Source organism: Nostoc sp. 2RC (assembly GCF_014222165.1).
GTDB classification, from domain to species: domain Bacteria; phylum Cyanobacteriota; class Cyanobacteriia; order Cyanobacteriales; family Nostocaceae; genus Nostoc; species Nostoc linckia.
The window spans coordinates 1-21,095 of record NZ_JACKZU010000120.1 but is presented as its reverse complement, the minus strand read 5'-3'; the positions used below and the strand labels follow the sequence as shown (position 1 = coordinate 21,095).

At 39.5% G+C, this 21,095-nt stretch carries 15 protein-coding genes and 1 pseudogene; 5 read left to right on the top strand and 11 right to left on the bottom strand.

The features are described 5' to 3' along the window. Positions 1 to 125: 125 nt before the first annotated feature. From GNE10_RS15415 to gvpN, 5 genes are all read right to left on the bottom strand, one after another. Positions 126 to 1,940: an AAA family ATPase gene (locus tag GNE10_RS15415; protein WP_185565931.1), complete on the bottom strand. Its 1,815-nt coding sequence runs from the start codon at positions 1,938 to 1,940 to the stop codon at positions 126 to 128. 277 nt (positions 1,941 to 2,217) lie between these two features. Continuing rightward, positions 2,218 to 2,967 (bottom strand): GvpL/GvpF family gas vesicle protein, encoded by a 750-nt coding sequence (locus GNE10_RS15410; protein ID WP_185565930.1) that lies wholly within the window; start codon positions 2,965 to 2,967, stop codon positions 2,218 to 2,220. 94 nt (positions 2,968 to 3,061) lie between these two features. Then, positions 3,062 to 3,496 carry a gas vesicle protein K gene (locus GNE10_RS15405; protein ID WP_185565929.1) on the bottom strand — a complete coding sequence of 145 codons (435 nt, stop codon included), beginning with the start codon at positions 3,494 to 3,496 and terminating at the stop codon, positions 3,062 to 3,064. Continuing rightward, on the bottom strand, positions 3,483 to 3,830 hold the full coding sequence (locus GNE10_RS15400; RefSeq protein WP_185565928.1) for a gas vesicle protein: 348 nt from the start codon (positions 3,828 to 3,830) through the stop codon (positions 3,483 to 3,485). The genes GNE10_RS15405 and GNE10_RS15400 overlap by 14 nt, the downstream gene beginning before the upstream one ends. Beyond that, on the bottom strand, positions 3,827 to 4,996 hold the full coding sequence (gene gvpN, locus GNE10_RS15395; protein WP_185565927.1) for a gas vesicle protein GvpN: 1,170 nt from the start codon (positions 4,994 to 4,996) through the stop codon (positions 3,827 to 3,829). The genes GNE10_RS15400 and gvpN overlap by 4 nt, the downstream gene beginning before the upstream one ends. Positions 4,997 to 5,188: 192 nt before the next feature. Here gvpN and GNE10_RS15390 point away from each other — a divergent pair, with 192 nt between their 5' ends. The 3 genes from GNE10_RS15390 (at position 5,189) to GNE10_RS15380 (ending at position 6,622) form a co-directional block, all read left to right on the top strand. After that, entirely contained in the window at positions 5,189 to 5,440 is a 252-nt protein-coding gene (locus GNE10_RS15390; RefSeq protein ID WP_099068605.1) for a gas vesicle protein GvpG, read from the top strand. Positions 5,441 to 5,568: 128 nt separating this feature from the next. Further along, on the top strand, positions 5,569 to 5,790 hold the full coding sequence (locus GNE10_RS15385; RefSeq protein WP_185565926.1) for a hypothetical protein: 222 nt from the start codon (positions 5,569 to 5,571) through the stop codon (positions 5,788 to 5,790). A 46-nt stretch (positions 5,791 to 5,836) separates the two neighbouring features. Then, positions 5,837 to 6,622 carry a hypothetical protein gene (locus tag GNE10_RS15380; RefSeq protein ID WP_185565925.1) on the top strand — a complete coding sequence of 262 codons (786 nt, stop codon included), beginning with the start codon at positions 5,837 to 5,839 and terminating at the stop codon, positions 6,620 to 6,622. Between the two features lie 186 nt (positions 6,623 to 6,808). Here GNE10_RS15380 and GNE10_RS15375 read toward each other — a convergent pair whose 3' ends face one another. Together GNE10_RS15375 and GNE10_RS15370 are read right to left on the bottom strand one after the other, a co-directional pair. Beyond that, on the bottom strand, positions 6,809 to 7,093 hold the full coding sequence (locus tag GNE10_RS15375) for a hypothetical protein (RefSeq protein WP_185565924.1): 285 nt from the start codon (positions 7,091 to 7,093) through the stop codon (positions 6,809 to 6,811). A gap of 45 nt (positions 7,094 to 7,138) precedes the next feature. Further along, complete coding sequence (locus GNE10_RS15370; RefSeq protein ID WP_185565932.1) at positions 7,139 to 9,010, bottom strand: ArsA family ATPase; 1,872 nt, start codon at positions 9,008 to 9,010, stop codon at positions 7,139 to 7,141. Positions 9,011 to 9,448: 438 nt separating this feature from the next. On the opposite strand from GNE10_RS15370, the gene GNE10_RS15365 reads away from it, so the two are divergent. Continuing rightward, the gene (locus GNE10_RS15365) at positions 9,449 to 12,697 is read left to right on the top strand and encodes an eIF2A-related protein (protein ID WP_185565923.1); all 3,249 of its coding nucleotides are present in this window, start codon (positions 9,449 to 9,451) and stop codon (positions 12,695 to 12,697) included. A 978-nt stretch (positions 12,698 to 13,675) separates the two neighbouring features. Here GNE10_RS15365 and GNE10_RS15360 read toward each other — a convergent pair. From GNE10_RS15360 to GNE10_RS15345, 4 genes and pseudogenes are all read right to left on the bottom strand, one after another. Beyond that, positions 13,676 to 14,714, bottom strand: a pseudogene (locus GNE10_RS15360) (AI-2E family transporter). A 265-nt stretch (positions 14,715 to 14,979) separates the two neighbouring features. Continuing rightward, complete coding sequence (locus GNE10_RS15355; protein WP_185565922.1) at positions 14,980 to 16,806, bottom strand: response regulator; 1,827 nt, start codon at positions 16,804 to 16,806, stop codon at positions 14,980 to 14,982. Positions 16,807 to 17,095: 289 nt separating this feature from the next. After that, entirely contained in the window at positions 17,096 to 17,719 is a 624-nt protein-coding gene (locus GNE10_RS15350; RefSeq protein WP_185565921.1) for a hypothetical protein, read from the bottom strand. A 340-nt stretch (positions 17,720 to 18,059) separates the two neighbouring features. Next, a complete protein-coding gene (locus GNE10_RS15345; protein WP_311774819.1) occupies positions 18,060 to 20,069 on the bottom strand; it encodes an ATP-binding protein in 2,010 nt (669 codons plus the stop codon). Positions 20,070 to 20,362: 293 nt separating this feature from the next. On the opposite strand from GNE10_RS15345, the gene GNE10_RS15340 reads away from it, so the two are divergent. Beyond that, a complete protein-coding gene (locus GNE10_RS15340; RefSeq protein WP_185565919.1) occupies positions 20,363 to 20,734 on the top strand; it encodes a response regulator in 372 nt (123 codons plus the stop codon). The last annotated feature ends 361 nt before the right edge of the window (positions 20,735 to 21,095 follow it).

Here is a 21,095-nt window from a genome sequence, read left to right as displayed (position 1 = left end):
GGGTTAAAGGGTAAGGGTTAAAGGTTTTTTCTTTCCCTTTTCCCCTTTCCCTTTCCCCCAAAACCCGACAAGTATTGGAAGACAAGAGGTATGGAGAAGAATTTGGCGCAGCTTCACAAAGAAATTTATTGAGATTGGTGCTGATTTGCAAGCATCTGATATGTAACCTGGAAATCATCATTTGTTATCTGAATCAGACTGGAGTCGCTCAATCCTTGTGCGCGGTATCGACGAATTGCGCTTAAAGCAGCTTGATTGCTTAACAAAGCTAAGTCTGCGCCATTCCAACCTTCGGTAACTGTCGCCCAGGTTTCTAAATCGACATCAACCAAGGGACGATCTAGATTGTGAACTTGTAAAATTGCTAATCGGCTAGCTCGATCTGGTAGATCGATTTTGATTTGTAAGTCTAATCTTCCGGCTCTAAGCAAGGCAGGATCGAGGGTTTCTGGACGGTTGGTTGCTCCGACTAACAATACTTTCGGGCATTCATGCAATCCATCCAATTCGGTGAGTAATTGCCCCACAACGCGATCGCTAACTCCAGAATCACCACTGAATCGTCCCCGTGCTGGTGCAAGGGTATCTATTTCATCTACAAACACAACACAAGGCGCTGCTTGCCGAGCTTTGGCAAAGAGTTCTCTGACTGCTTGTTCTGCCGCACCTACCCACCGACTGAGTAATTCCGGGCCATTCACAGCAATAAAATTGGCTCTAGCCTGAGAAGCGATCGCTTTTGCCAGTAATGTTTTCCCCGTTCCCGGCGGCCCCCACAACAAAATCCCACGGGGAGGCTTGGCTTTGGTTTGTTCGTATAGTTCGGGATAGAGGAGTGCGCCTTCTACAGATTCTTGAAGTTTTTGTTTGACATCATCCAAACCACCAATGTCATCCCAACTGACATTTGGTGCTTCCACTGCTACAGACCTGAGAACTGAGGGTTTTATTTCCTTAATTGCTTCGAGAAAATCCTGTTGCATAACAGTCATATTCTCAGGAATGGGACTGTTAAGGGAAGGGACTTGACGACGCAGAGCAATGTAGGCTGCTTTTTGACACAGAGCTTTAATATCAGCACCGACAAAACCAACAGCCAAATCGGCGATCGCTCCTAAATCAACCCCAGTCTCCAACGGTATGGCACTTGTTAAAATCGTGAGAATTTCCCATCGTCCATTGCGATCGGGAACGCGAAAATGAACTTCGCGATCGAAGCGTCCAGGACGACGCAGCGCCGGATCGAGATAATCGGGACGATTTGTTGCCGCTAATACGAGTACGCCCTCGGTTTTAGCAAATCCATCCATTAACCCAAGCAACTGCGCCACTAGTCTTTTTTCAACTTCACCTTCTACTTGGCTGCGATCTGGGGCAAGACTGTCAATTTCATCAATAAATATCAGGCAGGGAGCAGAACGAGTGGCTTTCTCAAAAATACTTCGCAAACGAGCTTCCGCTTCCCCGTAATACTTGCTCATCACCTCTGGGCCATTGATGGCAATGTAGTTTAACTCTAACTCTTGTGCCAAAACACGGGCTGTTAAAGTTTTTCCCGTACCAGGCGGCCCGACTAGCAAAACCCCACGGGGCGGCTCTAACCCTAATTTTGCCAATAAATCTGGACGTTTCAGGGGAATTTCAACTAACTCTCTGATTTCTTGGAGAACATCAGCCAAACCACCGACATCTTGCCAAGAAGTTTTTGAGTTCGTCTTAGCTGATGGGGGGGTGACATCAGCATCATCAGCTGCATCGGTGGCATTAGATCGGACTCCGCTAGAACTATTTTTTCTGGGAATATTGCCTTGTCGCGGAATACTACTGATATTATGAGAGCGAATTTGAATAGAAGTTTTTAACTCTCCTTTCTCTGCTTTTTCTTCTAAAGCTTTGGCAATTTCTAATAGTTGTTCAAATCCTTTAAATATGTCATCCATTGATTTCACTTAAATAAAAGGTCGAGAAACTTTATTTGGTATTTAACTTCAAAACAATTAAAAAATTCAATAAACTTATTACACGAATCTTGGAAAAAAAATTTTTATTGCCTCATACCAAGGCGCAAAGAATGACAGAAAAATTACCTATTCATAGTGTTTCTTAATCTACTGAAATAATGAGTACTGCCCTTTATAAATTCGATAAAACTCTGCGTAACTCTGCGCTTAACTCTGCGTCCCTTTGCGTTTAAAAACATTCGTTCTGTACCTCACCTCATTTAATACTGAATAATCGCAGACGAGCAAAGTTAAAGGGGGCAGTGAAATTGTTGTAGCGAATTCGCAAACGTTCTTCAAATTGGCGATCGAGTGCTTCAACTTGTTCGCTAAATTGTGATTCTGCTTCCCAAGGAATTAGGTAGGCTGCGTTGTAAATCATTGTGTCCATTTGGGGAGTATTTTCCACTACATCGATGGCAATAGAGTTAAGAGTGCCTTGAAATAAATTAATGATGCCTTGTTTGCGATCGCTCATTCCTTGTTCGATGGCTTGTCCTATTTGGATTACTTGCTCCATACTCAGGGGTTGACCGGCTAGCTTATCCCTTTCGGTTTTGAGATTCGGGTGTTCTGCTAACAATCCCTGAATTTCTGCCTTGGTATCCCAAAAAACTTTGACACTAACTTCTCGGCGACCTGATAACTTTGCCAGTAATTGCGTCAATTCTTCTTGATGAGGACGAATTAATTCTTGTGAAAACGTTTCCCAGTTGGCAACCAAAAGTCCAAATTGCACTGGTAGTAAATTGCCATCGCCTGTTTGCATGATTTCCTCAAGGACTTTTTCATGATTGAGCAGGTTACGACGGCTGGCTAAATAACGCTCTTGCTGTGCTTGGGAGTAGATGACTGCAAAATTATCCAAAATTTTAATTTGTATCGGTTGCCCATCTAAGCCCTGTAAATTTAAGTTTTCTGGAGCAGGCAAGGTCAAAATTCCATAAATGTAAAAACCATAACTCATAAGAATGTATTACCAAAAGAAATAGGGAATAGGGAATAGGGAACAGGGAAGGAATATAGCGAGTTATTTATAATTAAATAACTAGATAAAAAAGTTACAAAGATTTAGAGGTAAGTACTAATCGTAACTTGGCATGAATTAAGTTTAATTGAGCCAGTCCTAAGTCCAAGTCACCTTCAACCACCACACCGGTATTTAATAGGCGATCGAGGAGTTCTAGGATAGAGGGTTGACTGGAGGTTTCGCCAGGGTAATATCCCCCAGATTGCGGAAGTAAAGTTCCTATTTCACCCAAGTTAATATTTAAATCGGCTGGGTCAATATCAAATACCTCACAAAGCTGAATAACTTGTTTTTCGAGCTGTCGCAGGCTTTCAGCAGCCCGGTCTAACTCATAATCGTTGAGGATGCCGGCATCCATACGCCGAATCACTTGAGCTTCCATGAGTTGGCGTATGAGTTCGACAACCGTCAATAACAACGGTGCTAAACCTGAATCTGAATTTTTTGATTTGCTAATCGCCTGCATTCTGATGATTAAGAGGATTGATTGCTTTGAGCGATCGCAGTTCTGCTTCTAGACTGGCGACACGCTCTTGAAGTTGTTGATTATTTGTTAATAGAGTGCGAGTTTGACTATTAAGATAGGGGTCGCTCTCCCACCAGTTAATTCCAATTTCTTTGGCTTTATCAACAGAAGAAATCAACAAACGAATTCGGATGTTGAGCAGTTCTGTGGAGCCGACGGAAACAGAAATATCTCCTGCTATAACAATGCCTTTATCTAAAACTCGTTCGAGAATATCTGCCAAGGTAGAACCTTGAGTTGATGCGATAATTCCCCGGTTAGTATTAGTACTCATTTGTTTATTAAATGACTAGAATCAAAAGCCACTTGTGATACGTTCGGCAACTCAGCATTACCTTGCATTTGCAATAATACTCCTTGCTCTCTGAGAGACTTGAGTGCAGCGACAATTTGACTGCGATCGATCCCTAATTCGGTTGCTAAATCAGAGAAACGCTTTCCTGGAGACTTGCACAGATAGTTGTAGACTTCATGCTCGTAAGGTACTCGTTGTTCCAGTACAATCTGATTTTGGCTGTCTGATATTATCTCTGGCGGCTGGAATTGAGTGTTTGTACTACGATGCAATTCACTTAAAACCTCTTCCAGTAGCCGAATTGCTTCCACACGAGGTTGATTCGTGCGAGTCAGCAGGATATCGGCACAAATATCTTGGAAATTAGGCTCTTCAAAGTTTACGGAAATTTCGTGTTCGTGGCAGATTCTCGCAATCATCAGACAGGAACGTAACCCACCGCCTTGTCCAGAGCCAGAGCGACTCCAAAACATCCGCACTAAGCGCACGATTTTGTCTGCTTTCTCAGAATCTATGCCTGTTTTTTGAATTACAATCTCCTGCTGAGTCAGTTCATCAGGTGGAGGCATATCGATAGTAATAACACGATCCATCAAAGCATCTTGAGTTGCATGGACTCCACAATACTCTTGAGGATTTGATGTTAAGATTGCCCGAAACTGGGGATGAACCCGGATATACTCGGCTCGATGTTGGTTTGTTGGTAATACTAATAGCCTTTCCTCAAGTACCGAGAGTAAAACGTTATTTACCTCTGGGTGCGATCGATTGAATTCGTCGTAAACCAGCGTAAATCCCTCTTTACAAGCTAGGGTTAATCGTGCGTCAACCCAATGTTGTCGCAGTTCATCCTCAACTTTGATCACGCTGTGGATGAAGTTATCAACAACCTTTTTGCGGGTGTAACCTAATTGATTACCAATCAAGTCTGAGGTTTTAAACTCATCATCTCCAAATAAGAGGATGATAGGCTGGTTGAGCAAATCAGCCAGATGCATTGCCAGAGTAGTTTTTCCGACTCCAGCCGCACCACGTAAATGTACTGAAAAACCTGATTGTAGATAACGCAAAGCACGTTGAGTGATGCGTTGAATAGCAGGGGTATTGACAAATCGCTGTGGAGATGCATTTAATACTGTTGTCAAACTCTAAGTACCTCCTCAATAAGCATTTTATAAAAAAGTAATTTTTGGTACATCGGATATATAAAATACTGGACTCAAATCCCACGCATTTTGGTATCAACACAAGACTAGTAATGTTTAATATCTATGTCATCAGCATGATTACGGTCTTGCGAGGACAGCTTTAGTAAATCCACACGAGTGTAAAGTGATATGGTTCTGCGCTTTTTACTATTACCGATTACCGGCCCATTAATGGGGGTAACGTGGCTTGGGGAAAAAATTTTAGAACAAGCAAGTACTGAAATTGATGATAAAGAAAATCTCAGCAAGCAGCTTCTAGCACTGCAACTTGCTTTTGATATGGGAGAAATTCCTGAAGAAGAGTTTGAAATTCAGGAAGAAGCCCTTTTGTTAGCGATTCTGGAAGCAGAAAAGCAGGAACGCGATCGCACACAAGAGTAAGGCAGGAGCCATTAGCTTATGATTCTTTATTGAACGATTATTTAAGTATTTTCACTCATGATAAAGGTTTTTTTGTAACTAATAATTATTTTTAGCACTATTAAACATCTAATTTTGTAGGAAATCTAATGATTACAATACAAGTCATTGAAAATAAGACTGGAAAACCTGTAAAAGACTCAAAAGTTTCTATATATAAACCTTGGGGAGGTGGTTTTAAAAAAGGTTATACAAATGCTGATGGAGAAGTTTCTATTGATTTTGAGCTTCCTTGTAAAGGTGAATTAGCTATTAATGGAAATAAAGTACATGAAGGAGAGATGAAAGCCTATATGAAATTGTATATTTAATTAAATATTAGTAAATATTTTAAATTGTTATTGGGTGTAATCATAAATGAATAATTTAATAACTTGCATAGAGTGTGGACATAATCCTATTAGTACTCAAGCTTCTCAATGTCCGAAGTGTTCAAAAAATCCTCACGGACAGGTTTGTAAAATTTGTTTTTCAAAAGTGGCACAATCTAAAGCAATAGTAAGAAAACAATATTTTTTTGAGGATCAAGAATACTTTCATTACGGTAGATGGGCTAAAAAACTTGATGATGGTTGTCAAGATAACTATTACCATCAATCTTGTATTGATAAGCTTGATACTATTCTATATAAATGTCCTACTTGTTCATTTATTAATACAAAATTTAGTAAGTCATGTTTGAATTGTGGTCAGCCTTTTAAAACTGTATATTGTAATTATTGTTATCATTCCTTATTAGAAGTAATAGCTGTAAAAGGTGATAATATTTTGGGTGAAGGTAAATTTTTTCACAGTATTTGTGCTAATAGTATAAGACCTTTTTTTGAAGAAACAGCAAGAAAAGACGCTATTTTAGAGCAAGAACGTAAAAGAAAGCAAGCTGAAGAGGCTATCATTAGAGAACGTGAGAGAAAAGAACAAGAATTACGTGATGAAGAACGTAAAATAAATGAGGAAATTGATAGAAAAAATCGCGAAAAGGAATATTGGTGGAGAGAAAGAGGCTTTTCTTCAGTATTATTTATGCTTGTTTCAGGTTATTTATCTTTTATAACTTATAATAGTTTTTATTGGTTTTCTTTAATATGTGGTCTATATTCTATAATTGTTTTCCTAATTATTTTATATAAAAGTATATATTAAAAAATTCAAATTTTATATCTATATATAATAACCTCTCTAGCAATTAACTAAAGAGGTTTTTTAAGTATTTTTATCACTTGAGTTAGCGTATTTAGTAAGTTAGTTATATGATACTTTGTACCTCTAGTTTACGCATCCAGTGTTTATCTCGTTAGTTGCAAGAGATCAGCTTGTATGATTCTTGCATTAATATTCCAATGTTATGGTATTGAATTTGGGTGTATTGTCCTCTAAGTCAGTATTTGCTTGCTGATGGGTGATGGCTTCTTCAGCAATGATTTGACTATTCAAAATAGCAAGACGCTGCTGAATCTGATTTCGGCGTGCTTCGAGTTTCTGTAGTTCCTGCTCTAAACGCTCTTTTTCCAACATCATTTTGTAAGCATTTAAGTAAACTCTTGCTTGCGAACGTTGAGGAGGCATTGAGCTAAGTTTGGCTTGAATTTGTCCGCGATTTGGAGTGCGATGCATAATAAATTTCTCTTTGGGTATGAAAGTATTTAGTCTAATTAGCCGTTAAAATAAACAGCCGGCTGCTGCTTGGATGCGTTCTAAAGGCTGAACTGAGCGAGGAAGCACTGGTAAGCGAACTATTGTTAAACCAGGAAAATCGCAATTAATGGTTGCTGTAGAAGTAAAGCGGTTGAGAACAAGGTAATTCTGGCTTACACCTATTTCTTGCAGAGATTTGAACAAGCGTTGTTGTTCGGCAAGTACGCTAGCCTGATTAAGTGTAACCCCAATAAACTCTGCTTGCTGTGGGTCTTTTAGCACTTTTTGGGCTTTGACTACGCGCTGTCGCAAAGTTCGTAAACGCCCCATAAACTCTGTACGACCAAGAACATTTTGATACTTGATCCAGAGTTTGAAAATCCATGCTAGCCAGTCTGCTAGTGCAGTTGGCATTTCTAGAAAACGCAGAAGATGACCTGTAGGAGCAGTGTCTAAAATAATCAAGTCTTCTTCTTGCTGCTCTAGCAATTCCATTACTGTTAACAGGGAAAGCATTTCATCAATCCCTGGTAAAGCTTGCTCGACAATTTTGCGCCAGGCAACAGGAGCATAAGCCATTTCAATAGCTTCGCTTGTTTGGGTTTCGCCACTCATCATTTCGGCCAGTTCCCACAGGTAATCGGCTCGGAATTGCTCTAGAAGGCGATCGCTATCTACTTCCTGACCTCGAAGATTAGCTGTTATTTGATATGTTTCGTGTCCTAAACTCAGACCAAAGGCATCACCCAAGGAGTGCGCTGGATCGATGGAAACCATACGAATTTTGCGATCGGGATGTTGTTGAGCCATAGCCCAACCAATCGCAGCTGCTACTGTGGTCTTGCCTACTCCACCTTTACCGCCAATTAGTAACAGACGGCGACCTTGGGTGAGAAAATCTCCAAAGCTAGGAGGAATTGTTTCAGGCCATTGAACTGGGAGTAGATTGATAGGAAATAGCGGTTCAAGCTCAGGAACATGGATTTGGTTGATGAGATGCTTAAGGGCTACAATTCCCAAAGGCTCCTTATCTTGCTGTGGCACAATAAAAATCGGCTTGCCGTTAGCAAGATCTGTATACTGACCGATGAGTGGTTGTTGTTCTTGGTAACGATCGCGGTCAGTGGCACTGCTAATAACTTGATTGACAAACAAACCTCCGCAAGGAACCTGCATGGTTTGTAAGGCTTCTAGGAATCGTTTTGACTCCAACCAACTCATTGGTTCGGCGATCGCAACTAACAAACAAGCTGTATGCTTAGGATCTTGAAGCAGACGACGACCTTGGGATAGTTCAGCTTTTAAGGTATGCAAAAAATCGTCAGCGCGATCGGGTGTGTAACTCCCAGCAAAGGTCTTGCTAATATATCGATGCTTTTCTTGAAACAGTTCCAGAGAGTGCAGGAAAGTGTCTAAAAAATCCATCAAGCCAAACAAGTTGAGCGTATGACCGCTAGGAGCCATATCTACTACTACTCGATGTACCTGCTGTTCGTTGAAAAGGCGTTGGATCTCTAACAAACCCATCAATTCATCCAGTCCAGGCCAATCTAAATCCCAAACTGGAAGCAAGTCTTCTCCTTCAACAAAACTACCACGCTCTACTAACAGTTCTAAAACCTGGCCGTAACGTTCTTTAAACTTTTGTAGCAAAAGCTTTGCATCCAACGCCCTGACTAGTAAATTCGGTAGTTCCGCTATGGGACGAGGAATGTCATCAACGCTAATTTGTAATACATCTCCCAGAGAGTGGGCCGGATCGGTTGAAATTAAAAGAATTTGCTCGTTGACAAATTGCTGCGCCCAACGACATGCAAAGGTGCAGGAGATTGTTGTTTTTCCGACTCCACCTTTGCCGCTAAACATAGCAAGGTGTAGGTTATCAAAAATTTCCATCTCGTTTGTCACTTCCGCCGTTTTAGGATAAAGTTACTACATATTTTTGAAAATAACTTAAGTAATTTCACTGAATAAAGGAATTTAAAACGTTAATTTTTCGCAGATGGGATTTACAAAACTTCTATTCTATTGGCTACCGTGTACACATAAGTCATTCCACCCGATGTAGAGACGTAGCAATGCTACGTCTCTACCCGATGATGGGTCTGACCCTCTATTCACCAGCTGCATCTTGTAAAGGGGAGGGAACTAGATTTTCCTTTACAAGTGCGGATTAAGGGGGGTAATTCGACTTGTGATTCTATAGGGTGGTGACAGGGAAAGTTTTACAAAAGAATGTGTAATGAATTTTCTTGAAGTACTTACAAAGATTAGCCGAGGAACTATAACTGAGAGAAAGATTTAGCTAGGGGTGTCCAAAGGTAAGGAGATAAGATGGTTAACAGTTCTGAAGGCGATATAAATATTGGGTGTCATGTCCAAGGTATTTCTGAATACAACTTTTTTGCTGAAAGTCAATCTGCGGACATTCATCATCGTTTACTGAAAATAGACTCCCCCTACTTAGGACTAAAAACTTTTGCAATTAAAGATAAAGATAAATTTTTTGGTCGGGAAAAGTGGATTGCTAATTTGGGCGATCGCTTAAAAAAAGATGATGCAATCTTGCTTTTAGGTGCAGCATCCAGTGGTAAATCATCGTTGATTTTGGCAGGTTTAATTCCTGATTTAGGATATCATAACAATTCCTTGATTAATATCACTTTTCAACCAAATGACAATCCTTTTAAATCTATTTATAAATGTCTGGTTTTTACCTATGGTGAAAAATCCAAAATAGCAGATATTTGTCGAGATATAAGAGAAGATACTTTAATTGAAATTACCACATTACTGAAACAAGATTATGAATGTGTGCTGATTTTTATTGACCGATTTGAAGAACTATTTACGAAAACTCCAAAGCCGGAACGTGACAAATTTGTTGCTAATCTGTTTCAATTGAGTCAGCAGCAGGATAGCTCTGTGAAAATAGTTTTAACAATGCGGTCTGATTTTTTGGATAGATTTAGTGAGTATCCACAACTTGCGAAGCTCCACGATCGCTATAGTTGTATACTCACTAGAATGAGCGATGACGAATTAAAGTTAGCGATCGCTGAACCTGCTGCTAAACATGGCGTGACCTTTGAACAAGGGCTAATCGAGCAAATTCTTGATGATTTTCACCAACAAAATGATTCTTTACCACTTCTGCAATACACCCTGGATGTACTGTGGAAAAGCGAAAATCTTCAAAACCGAATTCTGCAAATAAAGACTTATCAACAACTAAAAGAACAAATATTTGGTGATTTCCACGAACAAGCTCATCAATTTATTAATCCTAGTGTTGGATGCTACGATTTCCATTTGCAAGAACAGGAACAAGAGATTCAAAAGTTAAATCTTGCACTGACTGAATTAAAATTGCGCGAACAATCAGCCAGAGTTTTGAATTTGCTTCCCTTGCAACCGCTAGAGGGTTTGGTACTGGCAATTCAAACAATGGGTGAAAACCTAGAAAAATACCCAAATCAGCTTTTACCTTGTGTTTTGGGAAGCTTAAAGGAAGCAACGCACACACCCACAGAGGCAAATAGCTTGCGGGGACACGAACAAGAGGTGAATTGTCTAGCCTTTAGTCCTGATGGTAAATTTATTGCCAGTGGTAGTAGTGATTCTACGGTGTGCTTGTGGAATATCATTGGCAATCCCACTGCTGAATTTTTGCTGGGACATCAGCAAGAGGTGAATTGTCTAGCCTTTAGTCCTGATGGCAAGTTTATTATTAGTGGCAGTATTGACGGAATTTTGTGTTTATGGGATTTACAAGGTAATCTCATTACTCAACCGTGGCAAGGACATGAGGAAGGAATTATTGCCGTCGCCTTTAACTCAAATGGCAACTCCATTATCAGCGTTGGTTTTGACGGAACGGTGTGTTTGTGGGATTTACAAGGTAACGCCATTACTCAATCTTGGCGCGGACACAAGGAAGGAGTTATTTCCGTCGCCTTTAGTGTAAATGGCAATTCCATAATCGGCGTTGGTTTTGATGGAACAGTGTGTTTGTGGGATTTACAAGGTAACGCCATCACTCAACCCTGGCAAAAATATGAGGCAAAAATTATTTGCGTCGCCTTTAGCCCCGATGGCAAGTTTATTGTCAGTGGTAGTAGTGATTCTACGGTGCAGTTGTGGGACATCCAAGGTAATCTTATCGGTAAACCTTGGCGCGGACATGAAGGAAGTGTAAATTCCGTAGCCTTTAGCCCTGATGGCAAGTTTATTATTAGTGGTAGTTGCGATCGCACAATCCGTTTGTGGGATATTGACGGCAACCCCATGACTCAACCTTGGCGGGGACATGAAGCACAAGTTAATTCCCTAGCCTTTAGTCCCGATGGCAAGTTTATTATTAGTGGTGGCGATAAAACTGTGCGTTTATGGGAGCTACATCAAATATTACAACAACGGGTCATGGGGCGATCGCAGCGTCAATATGAAAATTGGGTCAATGATGTCGCCTTCAGCCCCGATGGCCACTGGATTGTTAGTGCCAGCAATGATACTACAGTGCGCTTGTGGGATATTCACGGTAACCCCATCGGTGAACCTTGGCGCGGACATGAAAAAGAAGTCAATTCTGTAGCCTTTAGCCCCGATGGTAAATTGATTGTCAGTGCCAGCAATGATACTACAGTGCGCTTGTGGGATATTCACGGTAACCCCATCGGTGAACCTTGGCGCGGACATGAAAAAGAAGTCAATTCTGTAGCCTTTAGCCCTGATGGTAAATTGATTGTCAGTGCCAGCAATGATACTACAGTGCGCTTGTGGGATATTCATGGCAACCCCATCGGTGAACCTTGGCGCGGACATGAAAAAGAAGTCAATTCTGTCGCCTTTAGCCCCGATGGTAAGTTTATTGTCAGTGGCAGCAATGATACTACAGTGCGCTTGTGGGATATTCATGGCAACCCCATCGGTGAACCTTGGCGCAGACATGAAAAAGAAGTGAATTCTGTCGCCTTTAGCCCTGATGGCAACTGGATTGTCAGCGCCAGCAATGATACTACAGTACGCTTGTGGGATATTCACGGTAACCCCATCGGTGAACCTTGGCGCAGACATGAAAAAGAAGTGAATTCTGTGGCCTTTAGCCCTGATGGTAACTGGATTGTCAGCGCCAGCAATGATACTACAGTACGCTTGTGGGATATTCACGGTAACCCCATAACTCAACCTTGGCGCGGGCATGAGTATTGGGTAAATTCCGCAGCTTTTAGCCCTGATGGCCAACTGATTGCCAGTGCTAGTCTTGATGGAACAGTGCGTTTGTGGCGTTGTGGGTGGCAAGAGTGGTTGCAAGTTTGCTGCAACAGGTTAAATTATCATCCCATCTTTGAAAATCCTGAAAGTGGTAGCGATGTAGAAATTGCTTACCAAACTTGTCAAAAATATGTATGGAATCCACAATGTCCTCAACAATTGAATAACCAAGGTGCAACAAAGCTAAAAGAAAAACCTGATTCACCAGCTTTGGAGGACTTCAACCAAACAGTTCAACTTAATTTCACATACCACTGGAAACATCGCCTTGCTTGGCAATCAGTACCCACAGATGTAATAGGATGTTAATTCTCTATGAGAATATCGGTTTTGTGTCAATACGGTTCGATTAAAAGGGAAAGGGCAAAGGGGAAAAGTTTCAAATACATCCTTTACCCTTTATATCATGTCCGCTTGATTACTTATTAAACCCGAAAAACCCCACCCTTTAATCCCCTCCCCGCTCTTCGGGAGGGTAGACAAAGCGTAGCTTTGGCTCTTTGGGGTGCAATACTGTGGGAATCATAACTAATTATGCGGACATAATATTACCCCTTAACCTTTTTCCAGACTACAAGGGAAGTTCATACCGATAATTAAGTAGCTCAACCTAAAAAAACGTCATACGTAGATGTCAATAAATAAATGTAGTGGCGTGGCAAGGCTAAATTGTTGCAATAGATTTTATTGTGGGATTGGTGTCCTCACCCGTCTGGGCGGGCAAGATGCCCACCCCACAAGAGTCAAGCTAATGCACTCTTTTAGCCTTGCCAGTCCAGTAGGGTGTGTTATGCCGTAGGCTAACGCACCTCTGTAGACTATAGCAATTGAGGTGCGTTACGCTTTGCGATAACGCACCCTACCATTGTTTTATGTTTAATTAAGTTGACCTACTTATCATTAGATTTCATGAGCACATCCTTGCAATATTGCTAATTACTATCTACAGCAGTTTGCAATTTAGTGAAGTAACTAATTAGATTTGAGTGATAAATATCAATCATGTTATGGCCCTATAATGGTAGCTTTGCTATTCCGATAGTGTTGCGTAGCAAAAGCTATTCTAACCTTTGACTTCTGTAGCCGTGGCCTTGTAGTAGGGTATTCTGCTGTATATATTTGCATCTAACTATAGATAATCATAATTTTCAGAGAAAAACATCTATTTTAAGAAATAGGAAATACTCTTCCAAGCGATATAAATTACTAAATTTGTTTGTATAAGATAAAGTACAAGCAAATATCTAGCTATCATACGACAAAATAAATTTTTGTAGTCAAAATTGATTATCGATGATTATTTTCCTGCCACTTATTAAGTACATCTTCTACCAAAATTTCTTTTATCCAAATTTGCAATACAATCACTAATGGAACAGCAAGAAACACACCTAAAAAACCGAAAAATCTACCAAAAAATACTACTGCTACTAAAGTAACTGCTGGTAAAAGAGATGCTTGGCTTTTCATCACTAAAGGCACTAAGATGAGACTTTCAACCTGCTGAATTCCAAAGTATAAAGCTATAACAGCAGCGATTTATTTTCCAAGGTGCTTCGCTTAATGCTAACAGTGCAGGCGGAATCACACTCAAGGTCGGCCCAACATTTGGAATAAACTCTAATAATCCTGCCAATATAGCATTAACTAATGGCAATGGTATTCCTAAAATTAACAATCCGACATAGCTCAATATGGCAATAAACAGCATAGTCAGGAGTGTGCCTTTTATCCAACCAGTCAATGAGACTACACATTTATTCAAAATTTCATCAACTCGCTGACGATAAAAGGCAGGAAATAACAATATAAATCCACGTCGATACGGTGAGGGATTAGCTAATAACATAATTGTGAGAGCTACAAAGAGCAGTAAACCTAAAATAATAGAAAGCGAACTACTGATTAAGCTAAAAAAGTTGTTTATTAGCCGATTTAACCAGTCTTGTAAACCTTGAGTCAGATATCTAAGCCCGCGAATATTTTCTAATAATTGGTCAGGAATTACATTTTGTAACCAATTGTTCCACGATCGCAACTTTTCTATTGCCATAGGCATAATATCGCCAAATTGTTCCAATTGAGCTATAATCTGCGGTACAATCAGTACAAAGAAAATGGTCAAAATGACCAACAAAATAATAATTGATATCGCAACTGCGATTCCTCGTTTAATACGGAATTTTTGGAAAAAAAATACTAATTGATTAAGGACTGTAGCTAAAACTATAGATGCAAATACTAATAAAATAATTTGCCGAATTTGCCACAGGATGTAAATCGATATAACAAGAACAAAAAAAACCACTAATTGTCCAAATCGCACAATACACCCCCGTTTTCCCTGTTTACAGCGATTGTGCTAACTATAATAATGATTTAAAGATAGCGATATTAATATTTTAAAAAAGCTACTTTAAGGCTGATTTTGAAAAATACCCTTATATCTACCTTCCGACATAATTTACTGAATTTAACTTGCATTTATAAAAATTTTTGTGATTAGGGGCTTTTAAATAAAAATATTCTGTTTTTTATTTGTCTGTCTCATCTAGCGTCTTAAGTGGTTCGTTTATTTTGGTTATTAATTTTTATAAATTCTTTATTTTAGTTTGCTCTAGACAATTTAAAATATGAGTGACTAACTGCGAATATATAATGGGTTTTTTCATACAATCATCAGCACCGATCGCAAATAATTTTTCTACAATGTCTGCTTCTAAATTATCAACCATAAACATTACTGGCAAAAATTTCCAGTAGGGTTCGTTACGTACTACTTGACAAAGTTCGATTCCATTAATATGGGGCATTTCTACATCTAAAATTAGTAAATCTGGAGAGAATTCTGTCAGAATGTCCCAGAAATTATCTGAGTTTTCTAAAGTTATTAAATTCCATACCAATGGTTTTAGATAATATTCCATAGTAGTTAGAGTCTGTGGATCGTCATCTACTACGATTATTCTCGCTTCTGCGATGCAATCTCTTTGTAATATTTGATTAACTGACTCTAAAATTTGGCTAGGAGACATGGATTTTTGCAAAAAAGCACATCCACCAGCACGAGCAACTTCGACACGTTTAATAAAATCATTTTGGTCAGTCAAAGCTAATGTTGGTATTGATGGTACTGGTGTTTCGCTTGCGGGAAGTGTTCGCTGGGATAATTCTGCAAGTAATTGCAAACTGTCTTTTACATAATCAATATCCAGTAGCACTACATTAGGATTGAAAGATGCAATTATTTTTCTAGTAGCTGCAATGTCATCAATAAATTTAATCTCTATTTCGTGGTTTACAGCCTCCTCTAGTAATTCTTCAACGATTTGGCGATCGCTACTAATCACCAATAGCATATTTTGGTTTTGTTCAGATGGAGTTTTGTCTAACTTTTGTTGCAAATTTCTCAAAAGTTTATCTAAATAGAAACAGTTAGCTTGGCTAATAAATTTTTCACTTTGCAATAAACTTTCTATTTTATTAACCAGCCGCGAACCCTCTATAAATCCGAAACTACCCAACGAACCAACTAATTTATGAGCTTCTTGTTCTGCTTTTTGTTGTAATTTAGTCTCAAGCTTACCTTTTCTTAAAGCGTCAGCAGCTTGCTTCAATACTGCAATACGCGAGCCTAACTTAGCTTGGAAATTTTGCCGTTCTTTAGCAATGGCTGTGAGAAGAATTTGCTGTTGTTGGGAATTACTTTCTGGTTCAGTTATCAAATAACTTTGTTCATTAGATAAAGCTTTCAATCGATAACCCATTCCATAAACAGTTTCTATAAAATCATAGTTAGCACCTGCGGCTTTTAATTTTTGCCGTAAACTTTTAATATGAGATTTAATCGTATTTTCTTCAGGTGGATCTTTTTCAGCACTCCAAAGTTGATCTACAATAGCACTCCGGCTAAAAATGCGCTGGTTATTGCGTAAAAAAAGGTCTAAAAGGCTAAATTCTTTTGCTGTTAAATTTAGAGTAATGTCTGCGTAAGTTACTTCACAAGTACTAGGATCGAGACGCAAAGCTCCCCATTCCAAAACAGGAGGTAAACTAGTATTACCTCGACGTAGCAAAGCACGAATCCGAGCTGATAATTCTTGAAAATCAAATGGTTTGACTACATAATCATCTGCTCCGGCATCTAAACCAATAACTTTATCAGTTTTAGTATCTTTTGCCGTTAAAAGCAGAATTAGCATTTTATAGCCTTCTTGGCGTAATTGCCGACAAAGACTAATGCCATCGAGCTTCGGCAAAACGATATCTAACAAAATCAGGTCATAGTTACAAACGCTCACCAACTCCCAACCAGCTTGACCATCGGCAGCAATATCAACCACATAATTTTGTTTAGTCAGGGTTGTTGCCACAGCTTGAGCAAGCAAATCATCGTCTTCAATTAGCAGAATTCTCATGGAAATATTTGCTTGTAGAAGCAACTTTGAGCGCCACAATTAAATTTCTACAGTTATCGTGTTTAGATTGTGAATGTAGATTTGTCTCCCGCAGAAGCGCAGAGAAAAGATTGAGACGAATATTGAACGTTCACAAACAATTTAGGATTACTGTATAAGTTATGTTATGCACATTTTAGTGTTACACTGCATCCCTCAAAAGCAAGGTTTCGCTAGCCATCAAACTTATCTTGATAACACTCCGTGCTTGGAATTATTAGCACGGTAGTATTTGAGAGAGGAATGTTTCTTACAACCCAGAAAAGTTGTAACCAACTCCTACCATCAGCCCCACATCCGTTTCATCTAAAAATGCTGCATTCACTCCTGCTGTGGCCGTGAAGCTGTTATTTATAGGAACATCTACACCGCCAGATAAAAGCAAGCCAACGTCTGCATCATCACTAGTTTCAATCGCTACACCAGCTCCAACGTATGGGGCAATAGATAACCTTTCATTCAAAGCATCTGCACTTTGTAAGTTAAAGTCATAAGTTAGAGGAACCAGAACAACAGGATCGTCCTCAATGGCTACAGATGGTCGCAAAGAGATACTCCGCGTCAGCCCAATTTTACTGATGACCATAAAGCCACCTTCACTTAAAGCTGAGTCACCACCTAAACCAATGTTGCCAGCAACTCCAATATAGCTAGAGCCGCCACGGGTAGTTCGACCTGGGTCAACATCTACTTGCGCCACTTCAGCAGAAGTTTCAGAAGCAGGTTGCGTTGGCTGGGGAATTAAATCGACTGCTGTTGTTGAAGTTTTACCAGGAGTTGGTGTTTGTGCTTGAACAGATAATCCACTTCCAAGTGTTGTAATTGTGGACAAAATCAGCAACGTAGAAAATTGTTGTGGCAAGATATTATTCATTTTTCAATTTCCTAAATATTTGGACATGAAGAGACAAAGTGTTGGAAAGTAATCTAGTAGAAGAGAATTCAGAATTCAGGAGCGGAGCCGGAGACGCTCCGCCTCCGGTCAGAATTCAGAAGTAGAAACGCGATTAATTGCGTCTGTAAAGAATTCAGATGTCAGAATTGCGAATTGCTATTACTTCCATAAAACTGCTTCAAATTTTAAGATCAGGCAGTGTATAATTTTTAATTACTTCACACCATTTTTTGCCTGAATTACACTTTTAAAGTTATCTTTAAAAAGTGGAAAACTGGTGGATATGAGCAATATTTTGAAATAATACTTTGAAAATTATTCAGAGTCGATCGCACATTTTAACCAAGCTGGTAACAACCGCAATTAATTCAGCTGCTCTGACTGGTTTAGCTATATGTAGTTGAAAGCCTGCTGCTAATGCTTCTTTGTAATCTTCTACCCTTGCATATCCTGTCAATGCCACAGCAGGAATGCATCCGCCTAACTTTGCTTCAAGTTCTCTGATTTTACGTATCAATACATAGCCATCTTCATCAGGCATTCCAATATCGCTGACTAAAACATCTGGATGTAATTCTTTTAGGGCTTCAAGTGCCTCTTTTGTAGAACTAAAAGCACTTACTTTCGCTCCACACTCTTCAAGTACTGCGGTAATCCACTGGCGTACATCGGCTTCGTCATCTACGACTAGTACCTGCAAGTTGCTAAGAGAACTTGGGACTAGGGATTGCGCCGATGGAACAGAAGTATGAATAATTTTCTCCTGCTCCTGTGTTCCACTGCTTTCTTCTAAAATGGGCAATTTGACTGTAAATGTCGCTCCTTGTCCTATTCCCTGGCTGTGGGCTTCGATTGTACCGTTATGTAGTTCTACCACATGACGTGCGATCGCCAATCCTAAACCCAATCCTTTATTTGACCGAGTATGGCTACTATCTTCTTGGCGAAAGCGTTCAAATATATGCGGTAAAAAATCAGCACTGATACCCTGACCCGTATCACTCACTTCAATTTGAACATATTTAGGAATTACGTATTCAAAAGATTCTTTCCCAGTCGCCAATCCCTCCGACAACCGCACCTCAACTCGTCCACCATTGGGTGTAAATTTGATGGCATTGGTAAGTAGATTTAACACAACCTGTTGCAAGCGGTCTGAGTCACCCAAAATTTTTTCTATTGAAATATTAAGTATAGACTCAAGTTGAATTTCCTTAGCATCTGCCAGCGATCGCACAACCTCTATTGCATCTGTAATTATTTCTACTAAATCAACCGAATCAATGGAGAGTGAAAGTTCTCCTCTAACAATACGTGAAATATCAAGTAGGTCTTCAATAAGTTGCATTTGCAAATTAGCGTTGCGCTCAATTATTTCTAGCGCCAGAGACGCTTTAGCCTCATCTAACGCTCCTGTTTGCAACATCCCAGCCCAACCGATAATTGCAGTCATGGGGGTGCGTAGTTCATGAGAAACTATTGCTAAGAAGTCATCTTTGGAACGGTTTGCAGCTTCAGCTGCACTTTGTGCCGCTTCGCTAACAGCGCGTGCAGCTTGTTCTCGTATCAGTAATTGCTCTTTTTCTTCTTCAATTCGTTTGCGCTCTGTAATATCTTGCATAATTTTAGAGAAGCCGCGCAGATTTCCATTTTCATCTCGTAAAGATGTGATTACACAATGGGCCCAGAAATATGTTCCATCTTTACGCAGATGCCAACGATTTTCTTTGGAAAAACCTTCAGTTACAGCTTGTTTTAATACTTGTTTTGGTTGTCCGCGCTCAATTGCTGCCGATGAAAAAATTCGCTCAAAAGGTTGACCAATAATCTCTGTTTCCTGATAGCCTAAAATACGTTCGGCTCCAATGTTCCAACTGGTAAAGTTGCCGTTTGGATCTAACATAAAAATTGCGTAGTTAGTTACTCCTTCTACTAACAATCGATAACGTTCTTCACTTTGACGCAGACTGTCCTGCATTTGACGCAGATGTTCGTAATTTTGCTGAGCAGCGATCGCGTTTTTTTGAGCTTGCGATCGCGCTTGGCGCAGTGCAGAGTTGAGTGAGCTAATCAACAACCCTACTAAAACAAACTGAACCAACCCCACTACAGTAAACCCACTAACCGCCAGAGAATCAAAAGGAGGTAAGAGAAAGTAGGCGCAGACTATAGCAGATAAAAAAGTTGCCACTAATCCTGGATTAAAGCCACCATACCAGGAACTAACCATGACAGCAGCTAAAAACAACGGGTAAATAGAATTAAGTTTGTGTAACTGCCATAGAAGCAGTGTTAGTAGTAAAGCTAATAAAACACTTAAGAAAGCAATGCCATAGCCTTGTAATTGCGATCGCCAAAGGCGGGGCTTCGCCCATCGCGTAGCGTCTCCGTAGAAGAATCGCCCTTTACGGAGTCTTCCGTAGGAAAGGCACGACGAAACCCATCGAGTCAATCTCCACATTTTCATTCAGTTAAGTCTAACTATGCCATAGGTTGATTGGGATTCTGCACGAGTTTTCCACTTTCAAGTACTATCTTAAAAAATTAATCTTAAGAGTATAGTATTTCTCAACATTGTCTCTTTTTTTTACTGCAACAATTTAAAACAGGAAGAAAACAACAATGAACTTTAAGCAAATTTTAGTTATTGATGATGAAGATGACATCCGCCAATTGATTCAAACCTGTCTAGAAATTATGGGCGGCTGGCAAGTTTTGACTGCTTCTTCAGGTCATCAAGGATTGCTATTAGCTCAGTCATATCAACCCGATGCCATCCTTTTGGATGTCATGATGCCTGATATGGATGGTTTAACAACTTGCCAACAACTACAAGCAAATCAAATAACTAAAAATATACCTGTAATTTTATTAACAGCTAGAGGACGCACTAAAGAACAACGTCTATTTGCTGAACTAGGTATTAAAGGCATCATAAGTAAACCATTTAATCCTCAAAAACTAGCTGTTCAAGTAGCAGCAGCTTTGAGCTAAAGTATATTACAAAATCTGGTGTTTCCAGTTTAACTACCCCTAAATTATTTGTGGAAATTTAGATGTCAGAGATAGGATTCATACTTTAGGGTAGATTTGCTTGAAAAAAATCTATCTACAGTTTTATTAAGCTCTTTCTTAAGTCGTAATTTCTTCCGAAAATAGATATTCTCCACTAGTTTTCCACTTTTATTCTCTAACTTAGAACTAAATCAATAAATATTAGTTTGGTTTTGAGTTTAAGATAAATTATTTCTATGAAAACAACTAATATTGCCAAAAATAAATACATTAACTTTAAGTTTTATTATTTATATAGATTAAATCAATTTTTTAATGATGGGGTATATATATGATAAAT

Excerpts from the sequence above, each read along its gene's own strand:
- GNE10_RS15415 (WP_185565931.1), bottom strand. The coding sequence starts at position 1,940 with ATGGATGACATATTTAAAGGATTTGAACAACTATTAGAAATTGCCAAA.
- GNE10_RS15410 (WP_185565930.1), bottom strand. The coding sequence starts at position 2,967 with ATGAGTTATGGTTTTTACATTTATGGAATTTTGACCTTGCCTGCTCCA.
- GNE10_RS15405 (WP_185565929.1), bottom strand. The coding sequence starts at position 3,496 with ATGCAGGCGATTAGCAAATCAAAAAATTCAGATTCAGGTTTAGCACCG.
- GNE10_RS15400 (WP_185565928.1), bottom strand. The coding sequence starts at position 3,830 with ATGAGTACTAATACTAACCGGGGAATTATCGCATCAACTCAAGGTTCT.
- GNE10_RS15390 (WP_099068605.1), top strand. The coding sequence starts at position 5,189 with ATGGTTCTGCGCTTTTTACTATTACCGATTACCGGCCCATTAATGGGG.
- GNE10_RS15385 (WP_185565926.1), top strand. The coding sequence starts at position 5,569 with ATGATTACAATACAAGTCATTGAAAATAAGACTGGAAAACCTGTAAAA.
- GNE10_RS15380 (WP_185565925.1), top strand. The coding sequence starts at position 5,837 with ATGAATAATTTAATAACTTGCATAGAGTGTGGACATAATCCTATTAGT.
- GNE10_RS15375 (WP_185565924.1), bottom strand. The coding sequence starts at position 7,093 with ATGCATCGCACTCCAAATCGCGGACAAATTCAAGCCAAACTTAGCTCA.
- GNE10_RS15370 (WP_185565932.1), bottom strand. The coding sequence starts at position 9,010 with ATGGAAATTTTTGATAACCTACACCTTGCTATGTTTAGCGGCAAAGGT.
- GNE10_RS15365 (WP_185565923.1), top strand. The coding sequence starts at position 9,449 with ATGGTTAACAGTTCTGAAGGCGATATAAATATTGGGTGTCATGTCCAA.
- GNE10_RS15355 (WP_185565922.1), bottom strand. The coding sequence starts at position 16,806 with ATGAGAATTCTGCTAATTGAAGACGATGATTTGCTTGCTCAAGCTGTG.
- GNE10_RS15350 (WP_185565921.1), bottom strand. The coding sequence starts at position 17,719 with ATGAATAATATCTTGCCACAACAATTTTCTACGTTGCTGATTTTGTCC.
- GNE10_RS15340 (WP_185565919.1), top strand. The coding sequence starts at position 20,363 with ATGAACTTTAAGCAAATTTTAGTTATTGATGATGAAGATGACATCCGC.